Annotated in this window: 38 protein-coding genes; 1 reads left to right on the top strand and 37 read right to left on the bottom strand. The window is 68.3% G+C overall.

The annotated features are described in order from the left end of the window. Positions 1-153: 153 nt before the first annotated feature. The 29 genes from ACIP6U_RS17415 to ACIP6U_RS17275 all read right to left on the bottom strand — a co-directional run bounded on the left by ACIP6U_RS17415 (position 154) and on the right by ACIP6U_RS17275 (position 20,818). Entirely contained in the window at positions 154-351 is a 198-nt protein-coding gene (locus ACIP6U_RS17415) for a hypothetical protein (RefSeq protein ID WP_401718000.1), read from the bottom strand. Between the two features lie 4 nt (positions 352-355). Beyond that, positions 356-583 carry a hypothetical protein gene (locus tag ACIP6U_RS17410; protein ID WP_401717997.1) on the bottom strand — a complete coding sequence of 76 codons (228 nt, stop codon included), beginning with the start codon at positions 581-583 and terminating at the stop codon, positions 356-358. A gap of 21 nt (positions 584-604) precedes the next feature. Beyond that, positions 605-1,471, bottom strand: coding sequence for an NAD-dependent epimerase/dehydratase family protein (locus ACIP6U_RS17405; protein WP_401717994.1), 867 nt, complete (start codon positions 1,469-1,471; stop codon positions 605-607). A gap of 19 nt (positions 1,472-1,490) precedes the next feature. Continuing rightward, entirely contained in the window at positions 1,491-1,763 is a 273-nt protein-coding gene (locus ACIP6U_RS17400; protein WP_401717992.1) for a hypothetical protein, read from the bottom strand. A gap of 17 nt (positions 1,764-1,780) precedes the next feature. Beyond that, on the bottom strand, positions 1,781-2,020 hold the full coding sequence (locus ACIP6U_RS17395; protein ID WP_401717991.1) for a hypothetical protein: 240 nt from the start codon (positions 2,018-2,020) through the stop codon (positions 1,781-1,783). Beyond that, on the bottom strand, positions 2,017-2,610 hold the full coding sequence (locus ACIP6U_RS17390) for a class I SAM-dependent methyltransferase (RefSeq protein ID WP_401717988.1): 594 nt from the start codon (positions 2,608-2,610) through the stop codon (positions 2,017-2,019). The genes ACIP6U_RS17395 and ACIP6U_RS17390 overlap by 4 nt, the downstream gene beginning before the upstream one ends. Continuing rightward, complete coding sequence (locus ACIP6U_RS17385) at positions 2,607-3,317, bottom strand: glycosyltransferase family A protein (protein ID WP_401717985.1); 711 nt, start codon at positions 3,315-3,317, stop codon at positions 2,607-2,609. Before ACIP6U_RS17385 ends, ACIP6U_RS17390 begins: the two co-directional genes overlap by 4 nt. A gap of 13 nt (positions 3,318-3,330) precedes the next feature. Further along, positions 3,331-6,297 carry a glycosyl hydrolase family 28-related protein gene (locus tag ACIP6U_RS17380; RefSeq protein ID WP_401717982.1) on the bottom strand — a complete coding sequence of 989 codons (2,967 nt, stop codon included), beginning with the start codon at positions 6,295-6,297 and terminating at the stop codon, positions 3,331-3,333. After that, complete coding sequence (locus ACIP6U_RS17375) at positions 6,294-7,427, bottom strand: hypothetical protein (protein WP_401717979.1); 1,134 nt, start codon at positions 7,425-7,427, stop codon at positions 6,294-6,296. Before ACIP6U_RS17375 ends, ACIP6U_RS17380 begins: the two co-directional genes overlap by 4 nt. Before the next feature lie 11 nt (positions 7,428-7,438). Continuing rightward, the gene (locus ACIP6U_RS17370; protein WP_401717978.1) at positions 7,439-7,813 is read right to left on the bottom strand and encodes a hypothetical protein; all 375 of its coding nucleotides are present in this window, start codon (positions 7,811-7,813) and stop codon (positions 7,439-7,441) included. 26 nt (positions 7,814-7,839) lie between these two features. Further along, positions 7,840-8,127 (bottom strand): hypothetical protein, encoded by a 288-nt coding sequence (locus ACIP6U_RS17365; RefSeq protein ID WP_401717975.1) that lies wholly within the window; start codon positions 8,125-8,127, stop codon positions 7,840-7,842. Further along, positions 8,121-9,623: a hypothetical protein gene (locus ACIP6U_RS17360; RefSeq protein WP_401717972.1), complete on the bottom strand. Its 1,503-nt coding sequence runs from the start codon at positions 9,621-9,623 to the stop codon at positions 8,121-8,123. The genes ACIP6U_RS17365 and ACIP6U_RS17360 overlap by 7 nt, the downstream gene beginning before the upstream one ends. A gap of 28 nt (positions 9,624-9,651) precedes the next feature. Beyond that, positions 9,652-10,059: a hypothetical protein gene (locus ACIP6U_RS17355; protein WP_401717969.1), complete on the bottom strand. Its 408-nt coding sequence runs from the start codon at positions 10,057-10,059 to the stop codon at positions 9,652-9,654. A 126-nt stretch (positions 10,060-10,185) separates the two neighbouring features. Further along, entirely contained in the window at positions 10,186-10,311 is a 126-nt protein-coding gene (locus tag ACIP6U_RS17350; protein WP_401717966.1) for a hypothetical protein, read from the bottom strand. Positions 10,312-10,399: 88 nt separating this feature from the next. Continuing rightward, the gene (locus ACIP6U_RS17345) at positions 10,400-10,690 is read right to left on the bottom strand and encodes a hypothetical protein (RefSeq protein ID WP_401717963.1); all 291 of its coding nucleotides are present in this window, start codon (positions 10,688-10,690) and stop codon (positions 10,400-10,402) included. A gap of 118 nt (positions 10,691-10,808) precedes the next feature. Beyond that, positions 10,809-11,114: a hypothetical protein gene (locus ACIP6U_RS17340; RefSeq protein WP_401717961.1), complete on the bottom strand. Its 306-nt coding sequence runs from the start codon at positions 11,112-11,114 to the stop codon at positions 10,809-10,811. Positions 11,115-11,242: 128 nt separating this feature from the next. After that, the gene (locus tag ACIP6U_RS17335; RefSeq protein ID WP_401717959.1) at positions 11,243-11,854 is read right to left on the bottom strand and encodes a GIY-YIG nuclease family protein; all 612 of its coding nucleotides are present in this window, start codon (positions 11,852-11,854) and stop codon (positions 11,243-11,245) included. A gap of 116 nt (positions 11,855-11,970) precedes the next feature. Continuing rightward, positions 11,971-12,498, bottom strand: coding sequence for a hypothetical protein (locus ACIP6U_RS17330; RefSeq protein WP_401717956.1), 528 nt, complete (start codon positions 12,496-12,498; stop codon positions 11,971-11,973). Then, on the bottom strand, positions 12,495-12,881 hold the full coding sequence (locus ACIP6U_RS17325) for a hypothetical protein (protein WP_401717955.1): 387 nt from the start codon (positions 12,879-12,881) through the stop codon (positions 12,495-12,497). Before ACIP6U_RS17325 ends, ACIP6U_RS17330 begins: the two co-directional genes overlap by 4 nt. Then, positions 12,878-13,585, bottom strand: coding sequence for a hypothetical protein (locus tag ACIP6U_RS17320; RefSeq protein WP_401717952.1), 708 nt, complete (start codon positions 13,583-13,585; stop codon positions 12,878-12,880). Before ACIP6U_RS17320 ends, ACIP6U_RS17325 begins: the two co-directional genes overlap by 4 nt. A gap of 432 nt (positions 13,586-14,017) precedes the next feature. Then, positions 14,018-14,224 (bottom strand): hypothetical protein, encoded by a 207-nt coding sequence (locus tag ACIP6U_RS17315; protein WP_401717949.1) that lies wholly within the window; start codon positions 14,222-14,224, stop codon positions 14,018-14,020. A 13-nt stretch (positions 14,225-14,237) separates the two neighbouring features. Further along, positions 14,238-14,747 (bottom strand): hypothetical protein, encoded by a 510-nt coding sequence (locus tag ACIP6U_RS17310; protein ID WP_401717946.1) that lies wholly within the window; start codon positions 14,745-14,747, stop codon positions 14,238-14,240. 88 nt (positions 14,748-14,835) lie between these two features. Then, positions 14,836-15,003 (bottom strand): hypothetical protein, encoded by a 168-nt coding sequence (locus tag ACIP6U_RS17305; RefSeq protein ID WP_401717943.1) that lies wholly within the window; start codon positions 15,001-15,003, stop codon positions 14,836-14,838. 24 nt (positions 15,004-15,027) lie between these two features. Next, positions 15,028-15,429: a hypothetical protein gene (locus ACIP6U_RS17300; protein ID WP_401717940.1), complete on the bottom strand. Its 402-nt coding sequence runs from the start codon at positions 15,427-15,429 to the stop codon at positions 15,028-15,030. Positions 15,430-15,635: 206 nt separating this feature from the next. Then, the gene (locus ACIP6U_RS17295) at positions 15,636-17,843 is read right to left on the bottom strand and encodes a hypothetical protein (RefSeq protein WP_401717938.1); all 2,208 of its coding nucleotides are present in this window, start codon (positions 17,841-17,843) and stop codon (positions 15,636-15,638) included. A 61-nt stretch (positions 17,844-17,904) separates the two neighbouring features. Next, entirely contained in the window at positions 17,905-18,492 is a 588-nt protein-coding gene (locus ACIP6U_RS17290) for a hypothetical protein (protein WP_401717935.1), read from the bottom strand. 510 nt (positions 18,493-19,002) lie between these two features. Then, on the bottom strand, positions 19,003-20,298 hold the full coding sequence (locus tag ACIP6U_RS17285; protein ID WP_401717933.1) for a hypothetical protein: 1,296 nt from the start codon (positions 20,296-20,298) through the stop codon (positions 19,003-19,005). A 22-nt stretch (positions 20,299-20,320) separates the two neighbouring features. Further along, positions 20,321-20,527: a hypothetical protein gene (locus tag ACIP6U_RS17280; protein WP_401717930.1), complete on the bottom strand. Its 207-nt coding sequence runs from the start codon at positions 20,525-20,527 to the stop codon at positions 20,321-20,323. Between the two features lie 93 nt (positions 20,528-20,620). After that, positions 20,621-20,818 carry a hypothetical protein gene (locus ACIP6U_RS17275; RefSeq protein ID WP_401717928.1) on the bottom strand — a complete coding sequence of 66 codons (198 nt, stop codon included), beginning with the start codon at positions 20,816-20,818 and terminating at the stop codon, positions 20,621-20,623. A 108-nt stretch (positions 20,819-20,926) separates the two neighbouring features. On the opposite strand from ACIP6U_RS17275, the gene ACIP6U_RS17270 reads away from it, so the two are divergent. Beyond that, entirely contained in the window at positions 20,927-21,202 is a 276-nt protein-coding gene (locus tag ACIP6U_RS17270; protein ID WP_401717925.1) for a hypothetical protein, read from the top strand. Here ACIP6U_RS17270 and ACIP6U_RS17265 read toward each other — a convergent pair. The 8 genes from ACIP6U_RS17265 to ACIP6U_RS17230 all read right to left on the bottom strand — a co-directional run bounded on the left by ACIP6U_RS17265 (position 21,163) and on the right by ACIP6U_RS17230 (position 23,289). Next, positions 21,163-21,417, bottom strand: a complete 255-nt coding sequence (locus ACIP6U_RS17265) for a hypothetical protein (protein ID WP_401717922.1) — start codon at positions 21,415-21,417, stop codon at positions 21,163-21,165. The two genes, ACIP6U_RS17270 and ACIP6U_RS17265, sit on opposite strands and share 40 nt — an antisense overlap. An 11-nt stretch (positions 21,418-21,428) precedes the next feature. Then, complete coding sequence (locus ACIP6U_RS17260; RefSeq protein WP_401717919.1) at positions 21,429-21,626, bottom strand: hypothetical protein; 198 nt, start codon at positions 21,624-21,626, stop codon at positions 21,429-21,431. Next, a complete protein-coding gene (locus ACIP6U_RS17255) occupies positions 21,626-21,835 on the bottom strand; it encodes a hypothetical protein (protein ID WP_401717916.1) in 210 nt (69 codons plus the stop codon). The genes ACIP6U_RS17260 and ACIP6U_RS17255 overlap by 1 nt, the downstream gene beginning before the upstream one ends. A gap of 105 nt (positions 21,836-21,940) precedes the next feature. Then, the gene (locus ACIP6U_RS17250; protein WP_401717914.1) at positions 21,941-22,078 is read right to left on the bottom strand and encodes a hypothetical protein; all 138 of its coding nucleotides are present in this window, start codon (positions 22,076-22,078) and stop codon (positions 21,941-21,943) included. A gap of 2 nt (positions 22,079-22,080) precedes the next feature. Next, on the bottom strand, positions 22,081-22,425 hold the full coding sequence (locus ACIP6U_RS17245) for a hypothetical protein (RefSeq protein ID WP_401717911.1): 345 nt from the start codon (positions 22,423-22,425) through the stop codon (positions 22,081-22,083). Beyond that, positions 22,422-22,592, bottom strand: a complete 171-nt coding sequence (locus tag ACIP6U_RS17240) for a hypothetical protein (protein ID WP_401717909.1) — start codon at positions 22,590-22,592, stop codon at positions 22,422-22,424. Before ACIP6U_RS17240 ends, ACIP6U_RS17245 begins: the two co-directional genes overlap by 4 nt. Then, the gene (locus ACIP6U_RS17235) at positions 22,589-22,828 is read right to left on the bottom strand and encodes a hypothetical protein (RefSeq protein ID WP_401717906.1); all 240 of its coding nucleotides are present in this window, start codon (positions 22,826-22,828) and stop codon (positions 22,589-22,591) included. Before ACIP6U_RS17235 ends, ACIP6U_RS17240 begins: the two co-directional genes overlap by 4 nt. 8 nt (positions 22,829-22,836) lie before the next feature. Further along, positions 22,837-23,289 carry a hypothetical protein gene (locus tag ACIP6U_RS17230; RefSeq protein ID WP_401717903.1) on the bottom strand — a complete coding sequence of 151 codons (453 nt, stop codon included), beginning with the start codon at positions 23,287-23,289 and terminating at the stop codon, positions 22,837-22,839. Positions 23,290-23,340 lie beyond the last annotated feature (51 nt).

The following is a 23,340-nucleotide window of genomic DNA, read 5'->3' as shown; positions in this document are numbered from 1 at the left end:
CGAGTTCAGCGACACACCTGTCAAAGTCTCCCGGAACTCCCCACTGGATCTTGGCGTCAAGCAGCCCCCGGACCGTGCGCCCAGTACTCCATGAGGCGTTCGGTCGATACGGGGGCTTTCGCGGTCTCGTCGACCATGGGGATCACCTCCTCGTTACTGCTCGGCTGAGTCGGCTGGGTGGTCGTCGCGTTGGATGCTGGCACCTTGTCCGGATGGGATTGCGAGGCAGACGCCGTCGCTGTCGGCGAGGATGGCCCAGCCGGCTTGGAAGGTGAGAGTGAGGTCGTCGGCTTGGATGCGAAGGTCGTCGCGGTGCTGTTCCCGCGGGTGGATGACGAGGTAGGCGGCCACCGCGCTACTCCTCGGAGATGCGTTCGGCGTCTCCCGTATCGGGGAGTGCGGCGCGTTCGATGAGATAGGTGCCTGCCTCTATGAGGGTCTGCCCTAGGGCCCGGTAGACGTCTTCGGCGTGGAGTGTGTCACCGCGGAGGGCCACGGTGAGGGTCCCGATCTGGCCTCCGATCGGGGTTGCTCCAGGGAGGGAAGTGGTGACCTCTACGGGTGCCGTGATCTCTGCGGCCATGGGCGCGGGCCTTCCGTGGGTTCAGGTTGCGAGCGCCCGCCGCACGCCTTCTTCGAGGGTCACGGCGGGTACGTAGTGGTCGAGCATGCGGCTGGGGTCGCTGACGCGGTGGTGGACGCCTCGGGGTGCGTCGGCCCGGTGTTTGTACTGCGGCTGGTAGCCGGCGGCTGTGCACACGATGCGGGCGAGGTCGTCGAAGCTGGTCGCTCTGCCCCAGCCGAGGTTGACGGGCCCAGTGACGTCAGCGTCGAGGAGTGCGAGGGTGGCGCCGACGAGGTCGTCGATGTGGATCCAGTCACGCGTGGAGTTGCCGTCGCCCCAGATCTCGAACGGGTCGTCGTGCCGTTTGGCGCGGGCGATGAACGCGGGGAACGGGTACGCGTCGTCCTGGTCCTCGCCGTAGCCGGAGAAGGGGCGACAGATGAGGATGCGGCAGCCTTCGGCTTCGGCGTAGGCGGCGAGCTTCTCCCCTGTCACCTTCGCCCAGCCGTAGGTGGCGTCGGGTTCTTCCATGTACCGGAGGTTGATGTCCTCTTCGTACAGGCGCCGCACGTCGCCAGGCTGTTGAAGCGCGACCGGGTAGGCGGCGGACGAGCTGAAGTAGGCGGCGCGCGGGGTGCCGGTGCGGATGAGCCAGCGCATGTACCAGGCGTCGAGTGCGAGGTTGGTGGCGACGCCGAGCGGCGACCCGTCGATGCTGGCCCGGCCGCCGACGACCGCCGCACAGTGAAACGCGAGGTCGAAGCGCTGGTTGTCGGTGCGGAAGAAGTCGAGGGCGTCGTTGCCGTCGGCGAGGTCGATGCCGGTGACGTCGTCGCCTCGGGCTTCGAGCGCGGCATGCAGGTGACGGCCGACGAATCCCCGGTGGCCCGTGAGGAGGACGCGCATGGTCGCCTCCTCGCCGGGTTCAGACCCCTTCGGGCCAGTGCCATGTGCCGCCGGGATGGTTCACGGCGGGGTTCGAGTTGGCCAAGTGGGGATCCGCCTCGTGGCGCACGCAGCCCCGGTTGAAGAAGAAGCCGGTCGGGTTGAGGACTGCGAGACCGACGATCTCCTGCCCTTCACCCTTGCTCTCCGGCGAGACCTCGGTGACGATCGCGGCCCGGCATTCCTTGCTGTACTCGCCGCCGGGTGTTCCGTAGCTGACGTAGTGGACGGTGGCGCCAACGGTGGGCTGCATGTGGATCCTCGACTTACTCAGCGGTGGGTCTTGAGGTAGAAGGTGCGCTTGCCGAGGCAGACGCCGATCTCCCACTTCTGACCGTCGCGGTGCAGGTGGAATGGGGTCAGATGAAGCTGCCAGAAGAACCTGTGGCGCCAGAACGTGCGGTAGCCGCGAGGCTGCGCATGGCCGACGTAGAGCGCCTTCCACTCCCAGGACTTCTCACCGCGCCAGACGGTCTTGAGGTAGCGGGTGCTGTCTGCGGTCGTACTCACGAAGCCTTCACCGCCTTGTAGACGCCCCACGGCAGTTGCGCGTCGACGGGCTTGAGGCCGATGCGGGCGCAGGCGTCGTCGTGGGCTTGCTGGCTCCAGGTGGTGACCTCCAGCCAGCTCTGCCCTTCGACGGGTTCGTCGCTGACGGGCCAGTCGAGGACGAGGATCCCGCCGAGCTTGACCGCCTGCCGGAGCCCAGCCAGGAGGGCCAAGCAGTCTGCGTAGCTGTGGTGGATGAGGACGGCGAGCGCGACGACGGCATCGGTCTTCTTGCCGAGAGCCGCGTACAGGTCGGTGCCGTCACTGACGACGGTCGGCATGTCGGAGTCGTGCTGGTGCAGCCGGTCGAGCATGGTCGGTGAGGCGTCGACGGCCGTCACGTCGTAGCCGAGTTGGCGCAGGGGGATGGCGACGCGTCCGTCTCCGCAGCCGAAGTCGACGACCTTACAGCCAGTCGGGAGGACAGTCGCGAGGTCTGACGCTTGGTCGCGTCCGCTGCCCCAGTAGGCGTCTTCGTCGATGGCGCGGGTGGGGTGGATTGCGGCGGGGTCGGCCTGGTCCCAGGCTTCGATGATGTCGGCGGCGGTCACTGCTGGCCCCCGATCAGCGCGCGCAGCTTGTCGAGGTCGGCTTGGAGGCCGCCGTTGTCGCGGTAGTCGTAGTAGGCGGCCGAGTCGGCGGACACCTGCTGCTCGCTGTTGGCCTCTTCGTAGCCCGCATCGAGCTCGGCCTTCCCTGCCGCAGGGTGTAGGTGCTCAATGACCATGTCGTCGAGGTAGGTGATCCGCCCCATGCCGCGTCCCCAGTCGAGCCATACAAGATCCACGCACAGGTGGACCATGGCGGGTGGCGCCATGTAGCCGAGGGTCTGCACGATGTCGGAGGTCATTGCGACGGCGGTGGCCATGGCCTCGCCTTGCAGCAAGTCGTTGCCGTAGACGATGCCCGGCCCGCCGGACAGGCAGATGCGGATGCGTTCGTCCCACGGCATGGCGCCCGGTCGGGGCCGGTGGTCGTCGCCGAGGAAGGCGAGGAACTGGTAGTCGCCCGCGTTCTTCACGGCGGCTTGGTTCAGCGTGCCGACGAGCCGCTTCCGCGCCCAGTACACGAACCGCACCCGGGCGTCGTCCGCGTAGACCTTCGCCTGCGCCTTGTAGGCGGCCAACTCCGGGTCGTCTTTGTCGACGCAGAACAGCACGTCAGCGGTGGCCCCGGTGTCGTCCCACGCCTGCATGATCTCGGGGATCGCTCCGGGGCGTCCGCGTGTGGGGATGATGACGAGCAGATCGTCGGCCATGGCGCGGGTCCTTCTAGCTGAGGGCAGCCCATCGGGCGCCGTTGGTCGGCGTCTGCGAGCCGAGGGTGATGGACGTCGGCAGCGACGTTTGTGCGGTCGGTCCGACCAGGAATCGGCTGGTGCCTGTGGCCAGCCCGGTGTTGAGGACGCTCGAAGCGCCGTTGCCCTGGGCGAACGATGGCGGTGTGGTACCGACGGAGAGGATTGCCACGTAGTACGTCCCCACGGCGAGAGTCTGCGGGGTGATGGCTGCTGTCTTGGCGCCGGCCGACCCGAAGGCAGTGGTCTGGTCGGCGCTGACTGCGAGGCGGGTTCCGGAGCTGTCGTAGAGGCCTACGAGGTTCTGGGTGGAGGTGAGAGTCGCTCCTGCGTCGACAACCCCGTAGTGGATGTTGCTTACCACGGTGGACCGGTTGACTATTTTGATCTTGCACAGGTATACCGAGCCACTGGTGATGCGTTCGGCGGCAGACCTCAGCGTTGCCGGGTCGTGCGTCCAGGTCAGCAGGCCGTGATCGGCGGCCTTGAAGGTGGCATCGTTGACGTTGCTCAGCGGGTATTGGAGCAGCCCGGCCGGCATCGCATTGCCGGTGTTGAAGGTCGTGATGTCCCGCAGGACCGTGCTCGATGTGGTCGAGTAGGTGACTGTGCCGCCGGTGTTGTTCTCCAGCCGGATGCGTTCGAAGATGTTCGGCGCGTTCGATGTCGTGTTGGCGTCTTCGATGACCTTCACGGAGTCGCTTGCGGCGATGTTGAAGTACGCGGCCCGGAACGTGTTGTTGTAGCTGTTCGTGCCGGTGATGAAGCCTTTGTTGGTGGCTCCGCCGGTGTCGCAGGTGATGTAGTTCGCGTCGAAGACGTTCGAGTTGCCGTTGGCGACGTTGATTAGCGTCTGGAATTGTTCGAGGTTCAGGTTGCCGATGAACCGCTGGCTCGCGGTGCCTGCGGTGCCGCCGAGCCAGATGCCTGTGCAGCCGGTGGAGTTGGCGCCTGCTTCGAAGTCGATCCAGGTGTTCTGGTTCATGTTGCCGTCGATGGAGTCGACGTACAGGGCGTAGCCGCCGGTGCCGACGATCTCGACGAAGAACCGGGAGAAGACGCAGTCCCCGGCGTTCTGCATGGTCGCGTTGTTGATGACCTTGATGCCGTTGCGGCAGCCCTCGATCTCGATGTTCTCGAAGGTCGAGCGCCAGGGCATGCCGAGTTCCATGCCCCACACGGTGTCGGTGGCCACGAACCCGCCGTTGATCCGCAGGTTGCGGAAGGAGCTGTGCCAGAACGAGACGTTGTTGCTGTGGCCCGCATTGTCCACGCCGACGGACTTGATGCCGATCCCGGAGCCGGAGATGAAGATGCCCAGGTCCGACAGGTGAATCTGCGCCCAGTTGGAGATCGTGATTCCGTTGACGCCCGACGCCACGGTCAGTTCGGATACCTGCTGGCCGCAGCCGCGCAGGATCACGGTCTTCGGGTCATTCTCGTCGATCGTGCCGTTGACCGTGATCGTGGCGGCGATGTTGAAGTTGCCGGGCGACAGCTGGACGACGCCGCCGCCCTCGGACTGCACTGCGGCGATCGCGGCCTGGATCTGTACCTGGTCGGCGACGCCGTCGCACACGTAGTCGGCGCGGGCCTTCTCCCGGGCCGAGGCGCCGACTGAGGCCACGTACCGCGCGCCCGCGAGTCCTTTGGGTGAGACGCCGCCCGGGGTGCGGACCGCGGACGTGGTGGCGCCGGCTGCGGTGGTGATGTTGGTGCCGAGCGACACCAGCGTGTTCGTGCCGTCGTCGAGCAGGCCTGCGGTGTTGGCGTGGAGGTAGGCGTCGTCGAGCATGACCGTGGCTGAGCCGGACAGGCGCACACCGTACTGCGGGGAGTTGGTGGTCGACCCGCTGTCGTCGACCCCCGGGTAGCAGCCGACGCCGCTGGCGGTGACGGGCACGGTGGCGCCGATGACCGCGAGGCCCGCGTATCCCCCGCCGCCGGCGCCGCCGTTGCGGCCGTCGCGGCGGGTCTGGAGTCCGGTGATGATGATCGGGGTGTTGCCGGTGGCGTCGACGAGGACGCCGTGCTGGCCGTTGCGGTCGGTGCTGCAGCCGGTCATCTGCATGCCGCCGGAGCCCTGCCAGTCGCCCCAGGCGCCGGTGATGTGGTAGCCGTGACTGCCGTTCCATTCGGTGCGGCAAGCCAGGAGCTGGGCGTTGGTGCAGTTGGTGAGGACGATGCCCTGCGCCCAGCAGCCGATGACCTGCACGTCGTCGAGGGTGACGTCGGTGCAGCCGGTGAGCAGGACGCCGTTCGCGTGGCAGTTGTCGACTATGACGTGGTGGAGGCGCCACGAGTACGGGAACGTGCCGTCGGTGCGGCTGGCGGTGACGATGCCGTTGTTCGGCATCTGTCGGATGCAGACGTTGTCGAGGACGACGTTCTGCACGTTGCCGCGGGCGAACAGGCCGTCGATGGAGGATCCGCCGAGTTTGGAGCCGTCGAGCGTCAGGTCGATGAGGCGCTGCTCGCCGGAAATGTTCGGGTGGGTGCCGTCTGCGTCGCCGACGATCTGGATGACGCTGGCACCGGTGAACCCGGCCGCGGGCTGAATGTAGGACGGGTATTCGCTGCCGGTCATGCCTGGGCCGACCATCAGGTTGGCGTGCGAGCCGCGCAGCGTCACGCCGTTTCCCAGGTCCAGCGTCTCCGTGGTCTTGTACACGCCTCGGGGCAGGTAGACGGTTCCTCCGGGCTGACAGGCGTTGATCGCGGCCTGAAGGGCGGGGGTGTCGTCATGCAGGCCGTCTCCGGCTGCCCCGTAGGGCGGCAGGGTGACGTTGAGCCAGTCCGTGACGCCAGTGATGTTGACGTTGCCGGTCTGTCCGTTGACGGCGAACACGGACCCGATGTTGACCTCGATGACGCGGGACTGCTGGCCGCCGGTGACGGTGATGCCGTCTGCTGCCTCTTCGCCTTCGACGAGGATCTTCACGGGCGGGTCACCTCCTTGGAGACGACGGCCCGCCCGTTGAGGATCCGCACCACGACGGAGCCCTGGTACATCTCCAGATCCCATCGCCCGTTGCGGGTGAGGGTCTGCGTGACCGAGGCAGGGACGGCGAGGATGACCTGCGCCCCGGCCACCGTCAGGTAGGGGGTGAGGTCGAGGAGGAGTTCGCCGGAGTCGGCGGGCGCGGACCGGATCTGCGCGCGGGCCGACCATCCGTCCCACGTGAAGCCGGGGTCGCTGACCGTGTAGGTCTGCATGAACGTGGAGCCTTGTTCGATGCGCAGGTCCCAGTCTCCGGCGGCCATTTGCGCCACCTCCGGGATGCCCTGGCTGGTCGCGTCGGCGGTCAGGGTGGCGTCGGCGGTGAGCGTGACGGCGGCGTGCGCCGTCAACGTTCCCGAGGCCGCGAGGGCGCTGTCCGTTGCGAGGGCGGCGGTGCCGTGCGCGACGAGTTTCCCGGCGGCGGTAAGGCTGCTGTCGGCGCTGAGGCTTGCCGATCCGGTGACGACGGCACCGTTGGACAGCGTGTTGAACAGGTCGAGTGTGGCTTCGTCTGTGGTTCCGAGGTCGCGGTGGGCGCTCAGGTCGACGGCGCACGTGCCGACTTCGGCGGTCACCCACGCCGGGGTTGCGAGGGTCCGACGGTTGGTCCACGTCGATCCGTCGGGCGAGGTGTCCCAGTAGACGTTGGTGCCGTCCTCGCGCAGTCGCAGGAAGGCGTGCGTGGTCGCGTTGTAGGTGATGTCGACGGACCCGGCGTCGAAGTAGCCGGTGTCGTTCTTGCACCTCAACTGGCCTGTCACCGTGTTGATGACGAAGCCGATGCGGTAGCCCTCCTGCGGCCCGCCCGGTACCCCGATCCCTGGGGCGTTGGTGAAGACCGACAGGTAGGCCTCGGTGGCGGTGGATGCGGCGGGCACGGAGACGACTTTCACGAAGAAGCCGGCGCCGGCGAGGGTCCACGTGTAGGAGGTCTGATAGCCGGCGTAGGAGCCTGCGATGCAGGGGACGTGGGCGAGGCCGCCGGACTCCGAGACGCCGTAGGAGTTGCCCCAGTCCGGGCCTATGACTCCATCGTTGAAGTTGTCAACGAGTGTCGACAGGGACGGCACGCGCGCCTCCCCTATGTCAGGGCTAGATCGAGTTCGCCTGCGGAGAGCTTGAAGTCGTCGGCCGCGTTGACGGTGCGGGAGGCGGTGAGCGCCCCGTACCAGAGGCGGACCGGTGTGCCGGCGGAGTCCCACACCTCGACGCCGACCACAGTGCAGGCGGGCATGCCGGAGAACACGAGGTCCGCCGAGTTGCTCGTGGCGCCACCGGAGGCGGCGGCAACGGTGAGGGACTGCCGGGCGTAGGAGCCGCCGGTCACCTCGGTGCCTGCGGTCGCGTCGTCTCCGTTGGCGGTGACGAGCGCAACCTTGAGCGGGGTGGTGGGGCGGGTCGGCGTTCCCACTCCGTCGATCCAGTCGAGCATCAGGTTCTCGGCGGTATTGCTCAAGCTGTCCGCGATGGGACTCGCCCCCTTCAGGTGACGGAGAGGATTCCGGCTTTGCGGACGACGTTCTCCACGCCGGGCGGGTCGAGGTTGATCCACACTCGGTAGTCGCCTGCGGCGAGTTCGAGGCTGCTGTCGGGGCCGATGAGGATGCGTGCGGCGCCGTCGACCCAGTCCGCGGTGTGCCATTCGTCGTCGTCGGGGTCGTTGCGGTGGGCGACGACAGCGATCCGTACCGGGGTGCTGCCGGTGTCGACACCGGCCGGGAGGGTGGCGGGCACGTGCAGGTATTCGGTGGAGGAGGCGGGGATCACCACGTTGTGCCCACCTTCCAGCCGGTGTCCTGCGGCTCGCCGGCGTGCCACGGGTCGGCGTGCGGCTCCCCCGCTGTCCATGGGCTGTAGGGGGCGCCGACGGTGACGTCGATGTCGTCGTGGGTGGAGACGGTGGTTCCTGCGGCCGTGAGCGTCGCCGTAGCGGTGAGCGCCGCGGCGACGGTGGAGGCTTTGGCCCCTGACGCCGCCAGTACCGCTGCGACGTCCAGTGCGGCGCCTGCGGCTGCCGCACGGTTGCCTGCCGCTGCAAGGGTGATGGTCGCGCTCAGGGCGGCGTCTGCGAGTACGGGTGGCGTACCGATGGTTCCGTCGGCTGTCAGTGCAGCCGCGGCTGTGAGGTCGGCTGCACCGCTGTATGCGGCCTGTCCTTGCGCGACCAGGCCTGCCGTGGCGGCGAGGCCGGTATCGGCTGCGGCGCCTCGCTGGCCGGCCGCGACGAGCGTTGCAGTGGCGGCGAGCGGGGCGTCGCCAACAGTTGCCGTCTGCCCGGCGGCGGTCAGGTCTGCGGTTGCGTTCAGCGCCGCGGTGCCGGTGGCTGCTGTTGTGCCGTCAGCTGTGAGGGGCGCCGTGACGGTGAGGCCAGCTGCCGCCGATGTGCTGCGGGTGGCGTCTGCTGTCAGGGTTGCGGTGGGTGCGAGGCTCGCATCGCCGGTTGTCGCCCGGAGGCCTGCGGCTGTGAGAGCGGCTGTGGGAGCCAGGGCGGCGGCGCCAGTGGTGGCGCGCGTGCCGTCCGCCGCCAGAGTCGCAGTGGATGACAGGGTTGCGGCGCCGGTCGCGGCCCGTACTCCGGCCGCCGTCACACTGGCGGTGGCGGCCAGGCCTGCGTTCCCGGCTGTGGCGCGGATGCCGCTGGCGGTCAGGGTGGCCGTGGTCGTCTGTGCAGCGCTACCGGCGGTGGCTCGCTGGCCGACCGCGGTCAGCGTTGCTGCGCCGGACAGTGCTGCGTCGCCCGTGGTGCCGGTGGTGACGTCGGCTCCGGTGAAGTCGTCGAAGCGCAGGGTGCCGACCGACTCGGCGCGGATTCCGACGCTGGTGCCGGTGGTGACGGCGGTGTCGGTGACGGAGACGCGCTGGACTCCGTTGACGAAGCCCTTGATCGTCGAACCGACGGCCTGGATTTTCGCGACGTCACCGTTTGCGGCGGCTCCGGCGAAGCTGCCGATGGAGGTGAACGAGCCGCCGACAACGCTGAAGAGGTTCCACGAGGTGCCGTCGTTGCGCCACAGGTAGCCGGAGGTGATGTTGGCGTTGCCGCGGCACCACACGCCGTGGCTGACTGCGGCAGTGACGGCGATGGTGGCCTGGGCCGAGTTGTCGTTGGTGGCCATCGCCCCGGCAGCACGGAGGATGATCGTGCCGCCTGCGGACCCCGACGAGAGCCGGTTCGAGATGATCGACCAGTCGCCGCTGACCTCAACCCAGTTGGCGCCGAGGCTGGTGGAGTCGGCGCGGTTGAAGTCATCGGTGAAGGTCGTCACGGCGGCCTCCCGCTCCAGCCGCTAGTCGTCAGACTGACTGTGGGGTCAGGGCCGCGGTGAGCGTGAGCTGCGTGTACGTGTCGGCGGAAGCCCAGGCCTTCGGTGTCGTCAGCGCCACGGACGCCAGGAACGTCCCGCTGGTGCTGGCGGTCCACACCGAAATGTGAGTGAGGGTTTCGCTGGTGCCGCCATTGGTCCACGCCGACGGCGGTGTACCCAGCGACAGGGCCGAACCGGACGACGAGCTGGAAAAGATGAAGCTGTTGCGGGTCGTGGAACCGACGCTCACGTTAGAGGTGCCTGCCGCACCGGGGTCGCCGGTGTGCAACTGAATGAAAGTCCCGGCGACGGCGCTGTATGCGGCGCCGCCGTTTCCGGTGGTGCGGAGTGTGTTGAGCCAGCCGGAGACGAGGCTCGGTGCGAGTCCTGCGGTCACTTCTCTGCCTCCTCGGCTGCGGTCCCTGCGGGCTCGGATTCGCCGGCGTCGATGGGGGGCTGGGCTGGGGTGACCTCGCCGGAGGCCTCCAGTCGCAGCATGTACTCGTCGGACATGGACGCCTCCTTAGCGGCTGGTGGTGAGGGTGTTCGTCGGCTCCGGCGCGGGCGTCACGGGGCCGTCCTGGACGCGGGCGACGGGCCCGATCGTCCAGGCGAGTACGAGGAGGGTGAGGATGAGCGCTCGCCGCATGGCGGCCTCCGTTGTTCAAGTCCCGCCGCCTGGGGCGTAGTTCCGCGCGGCGGGACGTCAGGGCCCGGAGTGAGCGGCCGACCCTGGCTCAGGCGGTTTCCATGAGGTGCCAGACGAGCTGTCCGCCGGGCGCGAGGGCGGTGCCGACGTGCTTGATGTCGGGCGGGAGTTCGTGGCCGGTGCCGTACACGCGGAAGCTCCGCGTTACGAGGGGGCCGCCACTGTGGAGGGCCCACACTTCGACGGCGCGCGTGTTGCGGCAGGCGACGTGGACTATGCGCCCGGAGAGTTGGAGGGGGTGCCAGCGGTCGTCGACGGGCACTTCGTAGCGGTAGATCGCCCGCCGGAGAGCGTCCTGGAACTTGTTGCTCACCCGCATCGCCGCCTCCCCCGGTCGTTGTTGCCCGCCCGGACCCCCACAGGACCGGGCGGGCGGGTGGCCCGAGCGCGTGGCGCTTCAAGGGCCTGCCTGCGCTACTGCCACCGCGCGCAGGGGTCTAGGCGGCCATCCGGCCGTGGTCGAAGGAGGGCGGTGGCTTGCGCCTCTCGCTCTTCTTCTTCCGCGATTCACGTCCGGCTTCGGCGAGGGCGACGACGGTGGGGATGTGGAAGATCTCTTTGCCGGGCTCTCCGAAGAGCGGCTGGAGTCTGCCTCGGCTCATCCAGACGCGGAGGGTGCCGGGCATGACCTTGGCGGCTTCGGCGGCCCTGAAGAGATCGCCGAGTATGCCGGTTGCGTTGCCGCCGTTCGCGCGGACTTCTTCAAGGGCTTCCCAGCGGGCCTTGTCCTGGGGGTCGGCCATGGCACCTCCCGGGCACGCGAAAGCCCCCACCGGGATTGTCTCGGCAGGGGCTTTAGGGGGATCAGTGTCGGATGTGGCATCCAACAGTTTTTGAGATTACAAGGGCAGGGCCTGTTGACACAAGCAGGTCAGGCGCTTTGATCCAGCGTGCTGAGATCTGGCGGCGGCTGACCATGCTTCCGGACGACAGCGTCGATGTGCTCTTGCAGTTCATCGGTTAGCTTGAAGTACTCGCGATCACGAGAGAAGCGGATGCGCGCGAAGTGATGGTGCAGCCGCTGTTCCAGCGCACGACCGCCCGGTTCGACCGCTAGAACTTCATCAGGCATCAGGTCTCGCATGCGCTCGCGCAAGTTCGCCGTAGTGCCGATCTTCACGTACTTGCCGCGTCTGATGTAGTACACGACCGGATGTTCGGCGTCGCCGTAGAGGTTGGGCGAGACGGCAGCCAGTCGCTCGGCCTCTTGCTTGCGCTTCTCCTCAGTCTTGCGGACTTCTTCACGCCCCTTGTCCACCTGGACCTGGGCGAGCTTGAGGGCCGCTTCGACGAGCTCCTCTGTCATCTCTATGCCAGCAGATACCCACGTCTTGGTGATGAAAATGAAGGGCACGAGCCTCGGGTCGCCTACGGGCGGGATGAGCTTGGCGCCGGGCATTCCGTGCCAGCCTCGGTTCTCGGAGAGGCCTTTGACGGCAAACGGCTTGTGCACTTTGGCGCGTGATCTGGAAGGCTTGACCATGTCGGCTCGCTCTCGGGTGCGGTCGGCCGCGCCCCGGGAGGTCTAGCCACCTCGCCGGGGTCTCAACTGCCCCAATTCTACCGCGTTTTAGATCCATTCGGCGGGATTCGGGCAGGTCAGGCAGTATCAGCCTCGGCCTGGACTAGCCGCTCCCTGGGCCCACGTATTCCACGCGCACGTTGGATCGCCCTGATCCGGTCCCGGTCTGCGTCACTCTGGTCGTAGCTCCCCTGGATCCCGGCAGTCACCGTCTTCGGCGAACCGTCCATGGCCCCTGCGAAGATCTCCATGACTTCGGTCTCAGTCAAGCCAACTGCGACGAGGCTCTCCTTGAGCTGCTGGAAGGCGAGCCCCCAACGAATCTTCATCTTGTCCACGTACTCGTTGGCGTCATTCCGCTCGCGCGCCAGCTTGGCGATCTGCTCCTGCGCCTTGGCGAGTTCCGGCGATGTAGCCTCGTCTCGCTCTTTCGCCACCTGCCCAAGCTCGCCTCGGAGGCCGCTGATCTGGCGCTGGCTGCTCTCACGAAGGGTGGCAAGTTCCTTCTCAAGTCGCTCCACCCGCTGCTCTGCCTTTGTCGCTCGCTGTTCCAACTCGGCGCGCTCGCGGCGGTTCTGCGCTGCGGTTCCGTGCTTGCCCCTCACGGCTTCCTCCGGCTCTTGACGGGCGCCTTCGGCTGGCGCTTCCTCTTGGGTTTGACGTAGGTCCCGACTTCGAGTCGATCTTGCCTTCCGGTGCGGTGCACGGCTGACGTTGGCGCATGGGTTGGCGTGCGCATGAGTTCTTCGATCTGACGCAAATCGTCGAGGCGCTGAAGCACGAGCAGCCTGGCTTCGTCGCGGGCCGCGATGGTTTCTGGACTGGCCTTCTGTCGAGCCATCCGTTCGGCGCGCTCGGCAGCCTTCTGTGCCTTCCGCCACGCCTTCTCTGCCTTGCGGAGCGAGGCATCGATTTCACGCTGGTAGGAGTCGGTGACCTCCTCGGACGGCCGCTGCCACCCATGGTTGATCTTGTGCTTGAGCTTCATGCGGCGACTCCTGCCAGTTCAGAAAGCACCTGCTCTTGTGCGGCCCGGAGTTCCCGCCACTCCCCGATCGTCTCCCACCGCGTTCCGCAGCCGCCGCACCGTACTCGGTGGCTGGCGGCGGACGCGGTGAGCGGCGTCCAGCACAGCCCGTCGTCAACCCGCACGGGACAGTTCCCGATCTGCACCCGCCCGGGCCGTCGTTCGTCGTCGGCGACGGCTTTCATCTCGCCGTGCAGGCGTCGCAACTCGTCGATGTCCTGCCCGACCTCCTCGTAACTGCCGCACGCCCACAGCAGGTTGTTGGCGAGGAACGCGACCAGCTGAGGCATCGCCTGAGCCGGTGAACCACGCCACGAGGCGACCGTCCAGCCGAGCGTCTGCCGCCACGCATCCTCGATCGCCGACAAACGCGCCGCCACACCACCCGGGCCGACCAGCGTGAGGACTTCCAGACGAGGCGGGATCGGCGGCGTCCTACTGCCCGACGACCCGGCGCCCGGACGGCGCGCACCCCGCATCAGGGCGGCCGTCGTGTCCAAGCGGCGGAACAGGGCGGGCAGTTCGGCGATGCGCGACGCCGTGACGTCCTCACACGGGCGGCAAGCCCACCTGTCGGCCTCCGCGACCCACAGCCGACGGTTGCAGCGGGGGGTGACGCAGACCGGCCATTCGTATTCGGCGCCGTCGTCGGTGTGGTCGTGCATGGTGCAGCTCCTCCGGCGTTGGAACGGGGAACAAGGGCACTACTAGGCCAATGGTGCCGCATGCGCTTGACACTCACGGCCAATGGCACAGTCAGCCGTCCTCCCCGTCGCGACTCGCTGCCGCGTATCGCTGGTAGTCGGAAAGCGCCTGACGGTCACGCCTGCTGCGCGTGCGGCCAGTCGCCAGGTAGCGGATGACCGCCCACGCCTCTACCGCGATCCTCCTGATCGGCTTCACAATGCCTCCTCGTCGCCTCAGCTTTCCCCAGGAGCAGGATGCCCGTCGGCTGCTACTGCCATTGGGCCTGCGGGAGCTGATACCGCCTCACGAGCTGACCGACCAGCGATGGATGGCGCGTGCCGTACCCGACACGAAAGCCCCGGCCGGAACTTCGGCCGGGGCTCCTTTGTGGGCTGATCCGCAGCAGAGATCTACTCCCCCGCGTTGTCGATGAGCCATTGCCCGTACTTGCGGTCGGCGTCGGCGTGGATGCTGTCGAAGTCGGCGCCCGCGGCGACGGCACGGTCGGTGGCGGGGATGACGGTCTTGGTGAGGAATTCGTCGGTGGGTGATCCGGCGCGCCGCGCCTTCTCGTAGGCGACGTGCAGGTCGACGGCAGTTTCGGTGAGGCTGGACATGGGCGTCCCTTCTCTACAGGCCGCGGCGGTGGGCGAGTTGGGCGGCGCGGTCGAATGCGAGGAGCACGGGCGTCGCGCTGGTCTGACCGGCGTTCCAACTGGGGATGGTTTCGGCATCCCGGAAGTCTCGCTGGATGGCTTCGAGGAGGAGTACGCAGGCGTCGTCGGCCTGGTGGCGGTTGTGGGTGGCGCGGCGGATGGCGTGGATGGGGCAGACGGCGCCAGCGTCGTCGAAAGCTTCCTTGCACCAGCCCTCCCGCAGGATGACGGCGCGCGCCCGGTGGAGAACGGAGGCGAGCGGCGTGCTGTAAGGGTCGACGGTCGGCGTGAGGGTAGGTGTGAGCGGCACGACTTCGGTGATCGTAGGAACCGGGTCGGCGCCGCCAAGGTGGGCGGTGTTGACCTCGAAGGCCACGGCGGCTCGTTCGAGGCGGATGGTCATGGCGGCGTCGACGATCGCGAGCCTGGCTTCGAGGTTGAGGACGGGGGGCGGGCTTGCCGGGGCGAGCAGGGTCGTGGTCATGTGGGCGTGCCTGTCTGCGCGTTCGCGCGTGGTAGGTGGATGGGGCGCCCCTGATCGCTGGCAGGCTGGAAGGGGCGCCCCGGCTTGGCTATCGACTGGCGTGGGGGCGGCAGTTGGCTGCGTGCCGTTCGGCGAGCTGATCGGCTTCGGCGTTCTTTACCGTCCAGCGTTCGTTGCAGCCGTAGCAGGTGATGTGGGAGAGGTGGGCTCCGGCGGTGACGACCACGAGGGAGCCGTTCGATGTCTGGTGCGGCATGAGCCCTCCTGTTGATTGGTTCGGTCAGACGCGACGTGTGCGCGGGTCTGGGGCGCCGCGGAGCCGCTTCATGAGGCCGCGGATCTCGCCCTCGTCGATTTCCGTACTGTGATCGCCGGTGTTGCCGTGCCCGAGCGGACCGGCGACCTGCGGGGCGGGGTCGCCGATGAATCGCATGTTGCGGGGCGGCTCGGTGTAGACCCGGCCGCTGCGGGCCAGGATCATCCCGGCGCTGTCGGTGCCGGCCTGCCAGATGCCGGTGATGGGCTGCCGGTTGTCGAAGGTGTGGGAGTTGTAGACCTTCTCGGCGCCGATCCCCCAGTCCTTGATCTCGTGGACGGTGTAGACGGTCACCCCCTTTCCCTTCTTCTTGATGTAGTCGGTGAGCTGCCGGACACCCCTCGGGGTGGGCTCGAACGCGGGCATGGCGTCTCCTTTGTGGTGTTTAGGAAGCTTGTCGGGTAGGACTTGGCATGATTTGCCCAGGACTGCACCCCAAGACAGGTAGGACAGGGGTAGGACTCTGTCCGGACACTGTCCTGGCGGTGGTGAGGTGTCCTACCGCGCAGTCTTGGGCATTTCGGGCGATGTCCTACTGGATGGATAGGACTTAAGGCATATAACGGGCCGATCTACTGGCCTTCGATGAGCTTCAATGCGTCGGCGATGTCGGCGCGTTCATAGCCCGTGGTGCGCCCGCGCCCCTCGATGACGATCTTCGTGACGCCTCCTGCGCCGCCGGCCCGGAGAAGGTCACCGAGACGCTCCTTCGTCATGCCGCCGCCGATGATCTGCGCCATCTCGTCAAGCTGGGCCACGTCCCTGTCGAGCACATCCATGGCCTTGATGCAGCCGCGCAGCGCATCCATCTGCATGCGCTGTTCCGGCGTGTGGTTCAGCACGTTGCGGCCGGGCACTCCGTCCCGCTTCGGCCCGCCGGCTGCCGACGACAGGCCTGTCGCGTTGAGGAGGTGCCGCTCGATCGGGTCGTCCCACTGCCCGGCCAACCGACCCGCCTTCTCGCGGATCTTCGCGGCCTTCTCCAGCAGCATGGTGATCTCGCCCCGTTCGTCCTCGTCGAGGTCGAACGACCGAGCCAGGTCGGTGACGCCGGCGGACGTGTTGACGAGCCAACCGAAGCCGGGGCGCGGCGGGTCGAACTTCGAGGCGTCGCGGCCCGCGCTGGCCTGGCCGCCGCCGAGGATCGCGTTGGACTGGGTTGCGTTCTCCACGGCCATGGCCCAGCGTGCGCCACAGTTCATAGCCAGCGCCTGCGGGATGACGTCCGCCTCCGGATACTGAGTGATCAGGATCATGAAGATGCCCGAGCTCAGGCCGACCGCAGAAAGTTCGATGAGTGCTTCAAGGATCTCCTCTCGAAGCCGCTTGCCCGGCCGGGTATAGGTGGCAAGCTCGTCGATGACCAGCAACTCCAGGCCGCCGACCTGCTCGATGACCGGGGCCACGATCTTGCTCTTGCCGAGCGCGCCGAGGTCGGCCTCGCGCCGGTCCTTGTCGGCAAGCAACGCCTTCAACAGGGCCAGCAGGCGCTCCGGGTTGGGCTTGAAGTAGGTGGAGGCCACCCCGGTCTTGGCGTAGGGATCCCACTCGCCGTTGTTCTTGCCCGCAACGATCCGCAGGTTGATGCGCGGGTCGAAGCCGGTACCGACGACCAGGTTGGATGCGCCGACGCCCTTGCCGGAGCGACTCCTGCCTGCGATCACGAAGGACTGGTCCTTGATGGCCAGCCGGACAGAGATGCTGCGCTTGTTCCAGGCGACGGGTACGCCGTCCTTCCAGGCGTCGATCTGGCTGGGCGCCTTGAGGAGCGGGGACGGGCGAGTATCCGCGAACGCGTCCCGGTCCGTCATCCACAGGGAGGTGCGAACCTCGGTGCCCGCCTTCTCGATGTCGACCATGGACACGTCGCGGCCGAGGGCGCCAGCCAGCTTGGGCAGCTTCTTCTTCAGCTCGGCGACGGTGGTACGCGGTGGCAGATCGAAGACGACGGTGGTGTTGCCGTCCTTGTCACGCTGGGGCACGGCCAGGATTTGGAGCTGCTCCTCGCCGCGCACTTCACCGATCGCGCGCAGCGCCTCCTCAAGCTGCGACACCGTGAGCGCGGGCGGTGGCGGGGCGTTGAAGTCCCGCCCCCCGGGCTGCTCCTGCTTCACCATGCTCACCGGGGCGGCCAGCTGCTCCGTGATCGGGGCAGGTGCAGGCTGGCCGTCGACGAAAGGGCGCGACACGAGGTACCAGCCGTAGGCGCCGGCCGTTCCGAGGAAGGCCAGCAGCATGGGCTGGCCGTGCGCGGCCTGCTCAATCACGGTGCCCGTCACGGGCAGGGCTGCGAGTCCCCCGCCGGCGAGCAGGAGGGCGCGGCCGGCTTTCTTGCCGGCGCGGACCTTCTCGATCTCCCGGTCGGTGGGTGGCATCACCATCTGGGCGCGCAGAGCCTCCAGCTTGGACTCTTCGGAGGCCAGGCGGCGGGCGTAGGCGGACACTTGGCCGCTTCCGCTGCTGCCTCCGCTGGCTTCCATCCTGAGCCTGGCTTCGCCGAACTTGGCGTGCAGGTCGGCGACGAGGCCCTGTTGGTGAGCGACGGTCTGGTCGTGCTTGGCCTGCTTGCGCTGCGCCGCGATCTGGATGATGTCGACGGGGTCGAGGTCGCCGGCGGCCAGCCAGTCCTTCGTGCGGGCGGTGGCGTGGCCCTTCTGGGTGGCGAACGCGGCCTTGACCTTGTCGCCGCGGCTGGGCTCCGGGCTGGCGGGCGGCTGGGTGGGCATGGGCGGAATGTTGGGCTGCTGCTCGACGGCGGGAGACTCTGCCTCGGTGGCCACTGGCCGTGTCCTTTCGGGGAGTTGGGGCGGCGCCCGGGTTGGGCGCCGTCGGAGGGGTGGCTTAGAAGCCGGCCCAGAGGTTTCCGAGGGATCCGCCGACGGACCCGCCCAGGTTGGTGATCATCGGACCGACCATGGTCGGGGCCAGGTAGACACCGAGAGCCACGCAGGCGAAGGCAGGAACGAACTTCACGGTCCCCCGTCGCACCATGACGATCACGCCGATCAGGAGACCGATGCCGATGGCCACGGTGACGCTGATGGCAGCCCCAGACGCCTGGGTAGTGACCTGCTGGTTGTATCCGGTCTGGGTTCCGTTGACGGGGTTCTGCAGTTGGGCGCCGGCGCCTCCGTTGGGGGTGAGGCCGGTGCCGAGGCTCGGGTCCGCGCCCGGGGTGGTGTCGGTCTTGAACGCGGCGACGGTGGCGATGTGCTGGCCGGTGGCCTGGTGGCCGTAACCGCCCATGCCGGTGATCCGCAGGGTGCGGCCGTCGGGCAGGTTCACGGGGGCGGTGACGGCACGTGCGGCGACGTGCTGGGTGGCGGCAGAGGCGGGACTCGGCACGGCGACGGTGACTGCGGCGGCGCCTCCGATGAGGAGCGCGGCCGTACCGCCCGTGACGGCGAGCTGGCGGAAGGTGGTGGTCATCGTTCTCTCTCCTGAGGGTGGGTTAGTTGTCGTTCGGGCGGGGGCTCTTGAAGGAGCGGAAGGCCTGTTCATGACGGGCCTGTCTGCGCGCCATGCGGCTATAGGGCAGGGTTTGGCCAGCTACCCGGCGAGGTGGGGTTCCACCGTTGTTCCGGCGACCGTCCGGCGGCCCACAAACGATGGGATCCAGCTGGATCAGCCCCGCCTGCTGACAGACGATGTCCCAGACCTCCGCTGCGCTGATCAGTGCGAGGCTCGACGTCTCAGTCCATCCGTCAACACCGCGCAGCTGTGCCCTGGACAGGTGGGCCGGGACATAGAGCCGGAAGCGGATGTCGAAGAGGGCGGCCTGTTCTATCTCCCTGGCCTGTCTCGCCGACTCGGAACGGAGGAGCCGGTGGGGCTTCCAGTCTCGTCGCGCCAACTCCCGGAGTCGGTTCGCGGAGGGGGTCGTGTAACCGATCTTTACGGACTGATATCCGCGGTGGACTAGGACATAGGTAATGCCTGTCATTCGATCGCCTCCCCCGTCTTCCGGGCGGCCGTCTCGCGGCCGATCTGGCGCTTGGCGACTTCGCTGTAGCGAGGGGTGTCGCCGGGCCGGCGAACGGGCGGGGTGCCGCCGTTGTTGCGGCGCCCATCTGGGGTGTCGGGATCCTTCTTCTGGCGGGTCTTGATTTGGGAACTGATCAGGGACGCAGGGCCCATGACAGGCATGTCAGTGACGGTCCGCATGTGGGCCTGTGCAGCCCGCGACTGAGCCTCGATCTCTGGGCGGATCCCGACCGTCTTGCAGCCCGTCACGAGGAGCCAGGACTCGGCCCAGATCTGCTCGGTGACGAACATCGAACCGCGGGCGGAGCGCAGTGCATCGGCGACCTCCCACACGTCCGGGTGCTTCGCCTGGCGGCCGGCGTCGCGGTGTGCCTGCTCCTCCTTGGCGGCCTGTTCCCGGGCCGCCTTCTCCGCGGTGGTCTTCACCTCGGCAGCCCGCTTCTCAGCGCGTGCCATCTCGCGAGCGGCGGCCGTCTCCTGCTCCGCCTTCTCGGCAGCGCGGCGCTCCCGCCAGGACGGGATTCCATCAGCCTTCTGCGCGATGCCGTGCTCGTAGGCCATCAACACGATCGGGCCGCCGAGGGAGGCGATGGCGCCGATGAGGCCGGCGTTGAAGCCGATCGCCTCGTCGGTCACGCCGCCGTACATGTTGATGCCCGCGGCGATCGCGGCGCCGATCATGATGCCGACCCGGTACGGGGCGACGTCCCGGCGGTGGGCGGTCGCCCAGGCTGCGCCGAACGCCAGGACCAGGGCCAGGCCTTCGAGCAGGGCGGGGGCCGCGATGAGGAACGGCCGCTTGGGGTCCCAGAAGTGCATGAACTGAACGGGGGCGGCGATCACCAGGCCGACGGCGTAGATGCCGCGTGCACCCCACTTCCACCAGTTCTCGGATCGTCGCTGCTCCGCGTCCCGCTTGGCTTCGGCGGCCTCCTCGTCGGCGGCGGCCTTCTCGGACTTCTCCTTGTCGGCTTCCGACTTGGCGGTCTCGGCGGCCTTCCTGGCGAGGTGGGCCTGGTGGTCGGCCTGGTCCTTCTCCAGCCGCATCCGCTTGCGCTCGTTGGCGATGCGCAGTTCCTCGGCCTGCTCGGCGGCGAGTGCACGTTCGGCGTCGGCCTTGCCCTGCGCTTCGATGCGAAGGGCTTCGGCTTCGGCGGCGGCTCGGGTACGGATCGCCTCCGCCTCGGCCAGCGCACGCGGGTCGAAGCCCGGCGCGTGGCCGTTAACCTTCTCGACAGACGTGGCGGTCACGGGGAATCAGTCCTTTCGGGTGTCAGGCGGTGGCGGGCTTTGCGGGGGCGTGGCGGAACCTGAGCCAGACGGCGCCGGCGACCAGCAGCCACACGGGCCCGGGGATCGCGCCGACGATGACGGCGAGCCCGGCGAACGCCAGGCCCACCGGAGCGGCAGCCGCAGGCCACAGGCCGACGACGATCAGGAAGGCCACCAGCAGCAGCAGCCAGGCGATGATGCGGAACATGACGACCTCTTTGGTCGGAACGGACGGGGTGGGGTGGTGCTGCGTCGGTTCTCCTTGCCGCCCGGCGGTGGGCCGGGCGACGCGGGCAGCCGGTCAGCCTCCGAAGAAGGCGCTGTAGAAAGTGGTGCTGGCGCCGGGCCCACCGACGATTCCGACGATCGGGTTGTCGTCGTCCGGCTCGGTGGGCGGCCCGTACAGGCGACGGTTCTTGCGGTCGCGCTTCTCCTGCTCGCGGACCAGTCGGGCGTACTCCTGGCTCTCGGTCTCGGGCTTACGGCTAGACAGGCCCATCAGGGCTCCTCTCGGCTTGAAGTCGGGCAGCCGGTCAGCTGCGCTTCGACTTGCGGGGCTTCTTCGCGCTGCTCGGGGGTACCGAGAACGAAGTTGGCGATCTTTCCCATGGGGGCTCCTGTCGAGTTGGCGTGGGGGTCAGTGGTGCAGTGCGTGGTGTGCGGCCTGCCGGAGTTTGGTGTGGACCTCGCGGGCCTGCCCGCCGAACTGGGTGACTGCGGCGTCGTCGACCGGCCCGTCGGCGGGTGCGGCGTTCCCGAGGGCGACGGCCAGCTGGCGCGCCTCCTCGACCGTGTCCAGCAGCAGCCGGTCGGCGGTGGCGGTGTGCAGCCGGTCGATGGCGGTCAGGTGCGCCGACGGGCGGCTTCGTCCATGACGTCCTGACCGTTGAAGCCGTGCGCCTCAGCGATGTCACCCAGCCGGTGGCTCTCGACGACCGCCGCCGTATGGGTCGGGTCGCCGTAGTGGTCGCGACCCTGGGTGTGCAGGCCGTCCGCGATGGAGCGGCACAGGTTGGACTGATCGGCTGCGGCGCCTAGGGCATCGGCGGCACTGGCGCGGTCGGCGAGCTGACTCGGCAGCCAGGAAGGCTTGGACATGGCGTTCTCCTTCAGTCGATGCGGGAGATGTCGGTCGGTTCCGGGTCAAGGACGGTGCCGCCCCGGTTGATGCGGTGATGCGGGCGATCGGCCTTCGCAGCGGTCTTCGCGACGGCCTCCTCAGCGCTGTCGGCGCGGGTGCTGTACGTGTACTGGCCACCCTCGCCCGGGCCGGATATGCCGCGGCGGGTGACGGTGAAGCGGGGCATCACGCAGCGGCCGGGTAGTCGAAGCCGTCGAGCTCGGCCAGCAGGTCCGGGTCGGCGGCGAGGCGAATCTCCGCCCGACGGGCCCGGCTGGCGGCGGCGTACTCGGCGAACAAGTCGGAGATCGACAGCGCCGTCGGTACCAACGCCAAAGCGCGGTCGGAGCCGCCCGACAACGTGGCGTGGTCAGCGGAGAACAGGAACGGAGACATGGCGGGACCCTTCAGGGCAGCAGGAACGGTGAGGGTGGTGCGGGGTTGGGCACCGCGGGTGGCGGGACGGGGGCGTTCAACCGCCACCCGCGGCGGTCTTCGGGTTCAGCCGCCCCGGTACGGGTCCGGCGGGTCTTCCATCTCCGCCAGCGAATGCGGGATGTCGATGGCGCCGACGCGCACCGCCAACCCGCCCAGCACGAGCGCGGCCAACAGTTGGCAGGCAATCTCGATCCACGTCACCGTCACGACTCCTCACCCGCCTCGTCGCTCATGTGCGGGTAGATGGTGGCGCGGATAGCGCCGCCCACACCGAAGCCCTCGGCCATACGGAACTTGGCGTACAGGTAGGAGTTGCCGTCGCCGGCGACACGATCCGGAACAGCCTCAGCGTTCAGGTGACGGATCCAGGCGTCGAACGCGGCACGCTGCTCGTCCGGCGTCGACGTCAGCGAGTCGACGTCGCCGACCAGGGCACCCGATACCGGGATCGTCCACGAGATGACCGGCAGGCTCTTCACCGCGAGCAGTTTCCCGAGGGCCCGGTTGGCGTCCCGCTGCCGACGACGGTCGAAGATGGATTCCCTCACGACTCCTCACCGCCGTTCGTGATGACGAGGAACGCATCCGAGTCCATGTCCATCCGGACCTCAACGTTCAGGCCCTCGACGCGGCGGGCGGCAGCGAACTCCTCCGCCGGCCACGAACCGCGCGGGGCGCCGGCCGGGAAACGCTCCAGGACCTGGCGGGCGCTCACGACGCGCACCCCGGGTAGGCCTCGCCCTTGTTGCACGCCTTGTAGGCGCCGCGCAGCACCTTGAACTGCGCGGTACTGCCGTCCGCCTTCTCGACGGTCAGCTTGTACGTCCACTGCTTCGTCGCCGACCAGTACGTGCGGTCCTTGTCGACCACCGTTCCGGCCGGGCCTTGCGCGGGCTGGCAGGCCGTCAACGCCAGAGCCGCGACGGCGACGGCAACCGCGAGACGCTTCACGGTTCGCATCAGGCACCGCCGACGAGGTCGAGCCGGCCGGCGGCCTGGAGACGGCAGAGGCACATGCGCATCTCGTCCTGAACATCCCAGCAGCCGTCCATGTCGCCGCGCGCCGCGAGTTCGGCGCAGTGCGCCGACGCCTGCCGGTACCGGGCCGCAGTCTCCGCCGGGCCGATCAAGTCCAGGCGCTTCAGCCCGGCGAGGACACCGAACGCGTCGGCCATCACCTGCTGTGCGTCCAAGAACGAGTCCAGCTCGGGCTGCGACAGAGTCTCCAGCGGGCGGGACACCAGAGCGTCGTAGCGGGCGGTCGCCGCCTCGTAGCGGGACACGGCGTCAGCGGCATGCGGCGGGAGAAGCGACAGCTCCAGGCGGGCCAGCGCGGTCGCGGCCAGCTGCGGAAGCGGGGCGGTGGGGTGATCGGCAGGCTCAGGCGTGCCGATAAGATCGGTGGTAGCCAACGTGGTCTCCTAGACAGAACCTGTTGGTCAGGCCCTGGCCTGAGGGAGTGG

This window comes from Streptomyces sp. NPDC088794, from assembly GCF_044750545.1.
Classification (GTDB): domain Bacteria; phylum Actinomycetota; class Actinomycetes; order Streptomycetales; family Streptomycetaceae; genus Streptomyces.
The sequence above is the reverse complement of the archived record's forward strand: the minus strand, read 5'-3'. Positions and strand labels throughout refer to the sequence as shown.